This is a genomic window from Janibacter anophelis NBRC 107843, from assembly GCF_001570945.1.
GTDB lineage: Bacteria > Actinomycetota > Actinomycetes > Actinomycetales > Dermatophilaceae > Janibacter > Janibacter anophelis.
On sequence record NZ_BCSQ01000045.1, the window covers coordinates 24,512 to 32,214 of the forward strand.

The window sequence follows — 7,703 nt, forward strand, 5'->3', positions numbered from 1 at the left end:
GGAACGAGCGAAGGGAGACCCGTGACCGAGACCGGGACGAGAGCACTGGGACCCGAGGACGTCAGCGCCCTCAGCGAGGACCTGCGCCTGGCGTGCATGCGGATCAGCCGCCGGGTCCGCTTAGAGAGCACCGGCGAGGTCGCGCCCCACCAGTTCTCCGTCCTCGCCCGGCTCGAGGACGGACCGCTCACCCCGCGGGCCCTGGCCGACATCGAAAAGGTCTCGGCCCCGAGCATGACCCGCACCGTCGGCTGCCTCGCCGACGACGGGCTCGTCGAGCGCCACGACGACCCGGAGGACGGGCGCCGCATCCTCGTCGAGCTCACCGCCGACGGCCGCGCCACCCTCGAGCGCACCCGCCGCCGCCGCGACCGCTGGATGGCCGAGCGGGTCGGCGAGCTGACCGACCAGGAGCAGGCGACGCTCCTGGCCGCCAGCGAGATCCTCGCGAGGATCGCGGCCCGATGAGCCCGACCTTCGCCTCCCTCTCGATCCGCAACTACCGCATCTACGCGCTCGGCGCGATCGTCTCCAACGTCGGCACCTGGATGGGCCGCGTCGCCCAGGACTGGGTCGTGCTCACCGAGCTGACCGACCACTCCGCGAGCGCCCTCGGCATCGTCACCGGGCTGCAGTTCCTGCCGATGCTCCTCCTCGCGCCGTGGACCGGCGCCGTGACCGACCGCTACCCCAAGCGGGTGCTGCTGCTCGTCACCCAGGCGATGCTCGGCCTGGCGGCGCTGGCCGGTGGTGTCCTCGTCGTCACCGGCACCGCGCAGCTGTGGCACTTCTACCTGCTCGCGCTCGTCACGGGCATCGCCACGGCCTTCGACAACCCGGCGCGGCAGACCTTCGTCTCCGAGATGGTCCCGCGCGAGCGGCTGAGCAATGCGGTGGCGCTCAACAGCGCCTCCTTCAACCTCGGCCGGCTCATCGGCCCCGCGGTCGCCGGCCTCGTCATCGCCTGGGTCGGCTCGGGCCAGGCGCTGCTCGTCAACAGCCTGACCTTCGTCTCGGTCATCATCGCGCTGCTGTGCATGCGGGCGCGCGAGCTGACGCCGGCACCGCGCGTCACCGGGCGCGGTTCGGCCCTGGAGGGCCTGCGCTACGTGCGCGGCCGCCCGGACATCGTGCTCGTCATGGTCCTGATCTTCGTGCTCGGCACCTTCGGCATGAACTTCCAGATCACCATCGCGCTCATGGCCACCCAGGTCTTCGACCGCGGAGCCGAGGACTACGGGCTGCTCGGCTCGATCATGGCGGTCGGCTCGCTGAGCGCCGCCCTGCTCGCCGCACGCCGCAGCGAGCCCCGCCTACGCGTGCTGCTCACCTCGCTCGCCGGCTTCACCCTGGCCGCGGGCGCCGCCGCGCTCGCCCCGACCTACGTCACCTTCGCCATCGCGCTCGCCGCGTGCGGCCTGACCGCCCTGACCGTCATGACGACCGCCAACGCGATGGTCCAGATGCGCACCGAGCCGATGATGCGCGGCCGGGTCATGGCCTTGTACATGGCGATCTTCTTCGGCGGCACCCCGCTCGGCGCCCCGATCATCGGCTGGATCGGGGACGTCCTCGGGCCGCGCTGGACCATCGGCGTCGGGGCCGTCGCGGTGGGGATCACGCTGGCCGGTGTCGCCGTCTGGCTCGCCCGGCACGAGAATGTCGAGGTGACCTACTCCAGCCAGCGCCGCCCGAGGGTGCGGATCACCTCTGCCCCGACCCACGACGTCCCGCAGGCCGCCCGATGACGCCGCGCTTCCGCCGGATCATGACCTGGGCCGTGCTCGGCTCCCTGGTCCTCGTGGCGGTGCTCTCGGCCCTCCTCTGAGCGCGTCGGCTCAGAGCCGCGCGAGCACGTGGTCGATGCAGGCGAGCAGCGCGCTCACGTCGTCCGGCTCGACCGCGGGGAAGGTCGCGATCCGCAGCTGGTTGCGGCCCAGCTTGCGGTAGGGCTCGACGTCGACGATCCCGTTACGGCGCAACGTCGCCGCGATCGCGGCCGCGTCCACCCCGTCGACGAAGTCGACCGTGGTGACGACCTGCGACCGCGCGGCCGGGTCCGTGACGAAGAGGCTTGTGGTCTCCCCCTTCGTCGCCCACTCGTGGATCCGCGAGGACGAGTCCGCGGTCCGGCCCGTGGCGAAGGGGAGTCCCCCCGACGCGTTGAACCAGCGCACCTGCTCGTCCATGAGGGCGAGCGTCGCAACCGCAGGCGTGTTGAGCGTCTGGTCCTTGCGCGAGTTGTCGATCGCGGCGGTCAGGGACAGGAAGTCCGGGACCCAGCGGTCGGTCGCCGCGATCTCCTCGGCCCGCGCGATCGCGGCGGGGGAGAGGATCGCGAACCACAGGCCACCGTCGGAGGCGAAGGATTTTTGCGGGGCGAAGTAGTAGGCGTCGGTCTGCGTGATGTCGACCGGCAGTCCGCCCGCTCCCGACGTGGCGTCCACGAGGACGAGCGCGTCGGCGTCCGCGCCGGCGGGACGCTGCACGGGCGCCATGACGCCGGTCGAGGTCTCGTTGTGCGGCCACGCGTAGGCGTCGATCCCGGCGACGCCCTCGGGGGAGGGCAGGCCGCCGGGCTCGGCCGAGCGGACGTCGGGATCGGCGAGGAAGGGGGCCTTGCGGGTGACCGCGGCGAACTTGCTCGAGAACTCGCCGAGCACGAGGTGCTGGGCGCGCTCGCGCACCAGCCCGAGTGCCGCGATGTCCCAGAACGCGGTCGAGCCGCCGTTGCCGAGGACGACCTCGTACCCGTCGGGCAGGGAGAACAGCTCGCCCAGGCCCGCGCGCAGGCTGCCGACGATGGAGCGCACCGGCGCCTGGCGGTGCGAGGTGCCGAGCACCGACGCCGCGATGGAGCTGAGGTGGGCGACCTGCTCGGGCCGCACGCGCGAGGGGCCCGAGCCGAAGCGTCCGTCGCGGGGGAGCAATGACTCGGGAATGGTGATGTCGGTCATCGCACCTGTGCCAGTTCGGAGTCCTTGGGCTTCGTGATCGAGACCGGCTCGCCCCAGTCGGAGGCCGTCATCGTCGCCTGCGCACCGTTCTGAGTGAAGGACATCTTGCGGATGAGGTCGTCCTCGTCGAGCCACACGTCGTAGATCGCCGACTCGGGCGAGCCGGCTGTCTTGGGCAGGCCGAGCTCCTTGAGGGCCTTGTCGGTGTCGACCGTGGCGGTGTAGTGGGTGGCGCTCACCCCGTCGACCTCCTCGGTGCCCTTGACGCCGGCAGCCTCGACCCCGGCGATGAAGGCGTCGAGCTGGCGGCGCATGCTCAGCAGCTCGGTCTGGCTCAGCGCCTGCTTGATCAGCGGGTTGGTCGAGTCCTTGGTGACCGGAACCCACTTGGGCTCCTGCTTCAGGTAGTACTGCCCGTCGACGAGTCGGTAGGTCATCTCCTGGCCCCCGACGGAGACCTGCATCTCCAGGGCGTCGTCGGCCAGGTCCTGCACGCCGCTCGCGGTCGCGCTGGGTTGGCCCTCCGGCCCGACGGCGACCTCGATCCTGACGCTCGGGTTGGCGTCGACCGCCGTCTCGAGCCTGCTGGTGAACTCGTCGGCGTCGAAGGGCTTGCCCGTGTCGGTGGACGTCGACGAGGGAGCGGCGCTCGAGGAGCTCGTGGTCGAGGCCGGGGAGGAGTTGTCGCTCGCACCCGACGTGCTCGCTCCCGACGTGCTGGAGCCTGACGTGCTCGAGCCCGTGCTCGTCGCGCCGCTCGGCGGCGGACCATCGGAGGTGATCGGTGCCTCCTTGGACGTGCTGCCGGCGGTCGGGCCGGGGCCGCCGTCGCCCCCGCACCCGGCGAGGGCGAGGACGGTGGCCACGGCCAGGGTCGACGAGAGCGCCAGCCTCATGCGGTCGGCATCCGGTCGTACCCGGCGACGTCGGTGATCGCGCGGGGGCCGGGGCCGACGTAGTTGCTGCTCGGGCGGATCAGGCGGCCGGTGCGCTTCTGCTCCAGGACGTGCGCGGACCAGCCGGCGGTGCGGGCGCAGACGAAGAGCGGGGTCATCATCTCGCCGGGGACCTCGGCGAAGTCGAGCAGCACGGCGGCCCAGTAGTCGACGTTGGTCTCCATCTTGCGCTCCGGGTAGCGCTCCGCGAGCTCGGCGATCGCCGCCTTCTCCAGCTCGAGGGCGACCTCGTAGCGGGGTGCGCCCAGGCGCCGGCAGGTCTCGCGCAGGACGGCGGCCCGGGGGTCGTAGGCGCGGTAGACGCGGTGGCCGAAGCCCATGAGGCGCTCCTTGCGGTCCAGCGCCTCCTTGACGTACTTCGTCGCGTCGCCGGTGCGCTCGACGCCCTCGATCATGTGCTGGGCGCGGGACGGGGCGCCGCCGTGCAGCGGACCCGACATGGCGCCGACGGCGCCGGAGAGGCAGGCGGCGGCGTCGGCCCCGGTGGAGGCGATGACGCGGGCGGTGAAGGTCGAGGCGTTCATGCCGTGCTCGGCCGCGGAGATGAAGTAGGCGTCGATGGCTTCGACGTGCTTGGGGTCGGGCTCCCCGCGCCAACGGATCATGAAGCGCTCGACGATGTTCTTCCCTTCGTCGACGCGCGCCTGGGGGACCATCGCGCTGCTCTGGCCGTGCGCGGACTGGGCGATGAAGGACAGCGCCATGACCGACGCGCGGGCCAGGTCGTCGCGCACCTGGGTGTCGTCGACGTCGAGCAACGGCTTGAAGCCCCACAGCGGGGCGAGCTGGGCGAGCGCGGACTGCACGTCGACCCGGATGTCACCGCTGTGGACAGGAAGGGGGAAGGGCTCGGCGGGCGGCAGGCCGGGGTCGAAGGAGTCGTCGACGAGCAGCCCCCATACGCGGCCGAAGGAGACCTTGCCGACGAGGTCGTTGATGTCGACCCCTCGATAGCGCAACGTGCCGCCGGCCTTGTCCGGCTCGGCGATCTGCGACTCGAAGGCGACGACGCCCTCCAGACCGTGCTTGACCTCGGTATCGGACATCGCGTGCCCCTTTCCTTCGTACGTCTTCAGCCAGCGCCCAGTCTCGCACGAGCGCCCGGCCGGCAGGCAGGCGCTGCGCAGGTAGCATGCGCGGGGGCATCCGCGAGTGAGGAGACGGTGGTGTCGAGATCGGGGAGGGGCTACAGCCCCGCGTTGGACGGACTCCGCGGCGTCTTCATCCTCCTGTTCATCGGGTACCACTTCGGGCTCACGCAGCTCGAGGGCATGTGGGTGACGATCAACCTCTTCTTCGTCCTCTCCGGGTTCCTCATCGTCCGGCTGCTCACGGCCGAGCAGTCCCGGTACGGGAGCATCGACGTCTGGGACTTCTACAAGCGACGCATCCGGCGCCTCGTGCCCGCCCTGCTGGCCATGCTCGTCTTCGTCATGGCGTGGGGCGCGCTGGCGGCCCCCGAGGGGGTGCGCCGCAAGCTCGGTGGGGACGTGCTGGCCACGCTCGGGTACGTCATGAACTGGCGCCTCATCCAGCAGGGCGACCAGTACTTCGGGACCGCCGGCGGGGCCTCCCCCCTTCGGCATGCCTGGACGCTCGCGATCGAGGAGCAGTTCTACCTCGTGGCGCCGCTCGTCCTCATCGCCCTGTACGTCCTCTTCCGCAACCGCAAGATCTCCATCGCCGTCCTGCTCGTCGGCGCCGTGGCCTCGGCGGTGTGGACCGCCTACCTCGGTTTCCACGACCAGTCGGACTACCCCCGGCTCTACTACGGGACCGACACCCGCGCCCAGGCGCTCTTCATCGGAGCCGCGATCGGCGTCCTGCGCGCGCCCAAGGGCAAGGGCCGGCCGCCGGCGGACCTGCCGATGCCACTGATCCGGATCGGTGGCCTCGTCGGCCTGGTCTCCTCGGTCATCTGCTTCGCCATCATCACGCCGTACACGGGGTGGATGTTCAACCAGGGCGGCATGCTCGCCTTCGGCATCGGCAGTGCCCTGCTCGTGCTCGCCTGCGCCGACCCCCGCCCCAACCCGACGCGCGAGCTCTTCGCGTGGCGGCCGCTCGCGTTCGTCGGTGAGCGGACCTACGGTCTCTACCTCTGGCACTGGCCCATCTACCTCGCGCTCGCCGAGACTCCCGTCGGCGACAACGCCATCGCGATCTTCGTCGTGAGCATGGTGCTGACGGTGGCCGTCGCCCACGTCTCCTACAACCACCTCGAGCAGCCGATCATCCAGCACGGCATCCGCGGGATCCTGCCCCGGACGCGCGAGACGACCCTGGCCTCGGTGCTGCCGGTCGCCCTCGTGGCCGTCCTCGCCGTCGGCCTCGTCCGCACCGCCCCGGAGGAGGAGCGCCCGTCCCCCGCGGCGGCGGTCCCCTCCCTGCCCGACGTCGTCCCGGGGCAGCCGGCCCACGTCGCCGGACAGCCCGAGCGCATCGGGGTCCTGGGCGACTCGGTCCCGTACTTCCTCGCGGAGCGCTTCCCCCAGGGGCAGTTCCCCGGGGTGACGATCACCAACCACGCGCGCGAGGGGTGCGACCTGCTCGACGAGCCGATCAGCTGGGCGCCCGGGTTGTCGAAGAAGACCGAGCCGTGGTGCGTCACGCAGAAGAAGCAGTGGACGACCGACTTCGCCGCGGCCGAGGACCAGGTCCTGCTGCTCTTCGCCTCACCGCTGGTCGGGCTGCCGCACATCGTCGACGGCGAGCGCCTCTGGCTCGACGACGAGCGGTTCCGCACGGTGATCACGGATCGCTTCGAGACCGTCTACGAGCAAGCGAAGGGGGCCGGGGCCACCCAGGTACAGATCGTCAACGTCCCGTGTCGCCTCCCTCCGGAGGACATCCCCGACGAGGTCCGCGCCGTGCTCGAGGCGGAGCCGGAGATGCTCGCCGAGTACAAGGACCCCGAGATCCTCAACGGGCTCATCGAGGACTGGGCCGCGCAGCACCCCGACGACGTGCACGTCGTCGACCTCGACGGCGCCCTGTGCTCCGACGGCTACCCGGAGACGCTGCACGGGGTGCAGGTGTACAACGACTTCCTCCACTTCTCCCCGGAGGTCACGCCGATGCTGTGGAAGTGGCTGCTCGGTCAGGTCTCGACGAACTACGCGACGTCCTGAGGCGCGGACGGAACGAGACCTTCGCGGTCGGCGCGGGCCGCCGTCAGGCGTCCCGGTAGCTCCACGCGGTGACGATCTCCGGCGCCAGCCAGGTCCACACCAGCTGGGACCCCTGCCGCGAGAAGTGCACGCGGTCGGAGTAGAGCTCGGCGCCGTGGATGCGCGCCCGGTACCCCTGCGAGCACAGCGCCGAGTTGAGGTCGAGGACGGCGACGGAGACGGGCCCGTGCTGGTCCTGGATGCGCTCGGCCCAGCTGCTGACGACCTCGTTGGTCGAGGCCGGGTCGATCTTGACCGCGCCGACCTCCTCGCCGTCGCGCACGGTGGCCGGGTCGTCGTGGCAGGTGGCGTTGACCAGCTGCAACTGGCGGGCCCCGGCCTGCGTGGTCTGGGCCAGGAGCGCGTCGAGCGCGCGGCGGATCTCGCGGTCGTGGCCGTCGGTCCCCGGCTCGAGGGTCCGGCCGTCGACGACGATGGGTTGGGTCAGCGCGGTCTCGATGGGGGAGAGCACGATCTGGGCGCCCGACCCGCGGACCTCGCTCGGCCACCGCTCGCGCCACTCGGCACAGGTCGGGTCCTCCTCGACCTCGCCCCCGCCCATGTACTTGAACGTGATCGGTATCGGGTTGCACGAGCCGCGGCGGGTGTGGCCCGCCACG

At 71.4% G+C, this 7,703-nt stretch carries 7 protein-coding genes; 3 read left to right on the forward strand and 4 right to left on the reverse strand.

Annotated elements, in window-relative coordinates; translation table 11 throughout:
* The first annotated feature begins 21 nt into the window (after nt 1-21).
* The gene (locus JAN01S_RS12140) at nt 22-468 is read left to right on the forward strand and encodes a MarR family winged helix-turn-helix transcriptional regulator (RefSeq protein WP_068318634.1); all 447 of its coding nucleotides are present in this window, start codon (nt 22-24) and stop codon (nt 466-468) included.
* Nucleotides 465-1,748, forward strand: coding sequence for an MFS transporter (locus JAN01S_RS12145; protein WP_068318638.1), 1,284 nt, complete (start codon nt 465-467; stop codon nt 1,746-1,748). Before JAN01S_RS12140 ends, JAN01S_RS12145 begins: the two co-directional genes overlap by 4 nt.
* A 90-nt stretch (nt 1,749-1,838) precedes the next feature.
* Here JAN01S_RS12145 and serC read toward each other — a convergent pair whose 3' ends face one another.
* Genes serC through JAN01S_RS12160 form a run of 3 tightly spaced genes read right to left on the reverse strand, consistent with a single transcriptional unit; the run spans nt 1,839 to nt 4,959 of the window.
* A complete protein-coding gene (gene serC / locus JAN01S_RS12150) occupies nt 1,839-2,957 on the reverse strand; it encodes a phosphoserine transaminase (RefSeq protein WP_068318640.1) in 1,119 nt (372 codons plus the stop codon).
* On the reverse strand, nt 2,954-3,853 hold the full coding sequence (locus JAN01S_RS12155) for an LppX_LprAFG lipoprotein (protein WP_068318642.1): 900 nt from the start codon (nt 3,851-3,853) through the stop codon (nt 2,954-2,956). Before JAN01S_RS12155 ends, serC begins: the two co-directional genes overlap by 4 nt.
* Complete coding sequence (locus JAN01S_RS12160) at nt 3,850-4,959, reverse strand: citrate synthase 2 (protein WP_068318647.1); 1,110 nt, start codon at nt 4,957-4,959, stop codon at nt 3,850-3,852. The genes JAN01S_RS12155 and JAN01S_RS12160 overlap by 4 nt, the downstream gene beginning before the upstream one ends.
* Nucleotides 4,960-5,112: 153 nt before the next feature.
* Here JAN01S_RS12160 and JAN01S_RS12165 point away from each other — a divergent pair, with 153 nt between their 5' ends.
* Nucleotides 5,113-7,044, forward strand: coding sequence for an acyltransferase family protein (locus JAN01S_RS12165; protein WP_068318648.1), 1,932 nt, complete (start codon nt 5,113-5,115; stop codon nt 7,042-7,044).
* A gap of 43 nt (nt 7,045-7,087) precedes the next feature.
* Here JAN01S_RS12165 and JAN01S_RS12170 read toward each other — a convergent pair.
* A partial coding sequence (locus JAN01S_RS12170; protein WP_218000032.1) for an SGNH hydrolase domain-containing protein occupies nt 7,088-7,703 on the reverse strand: 616 nt, incomplete at its 5' end.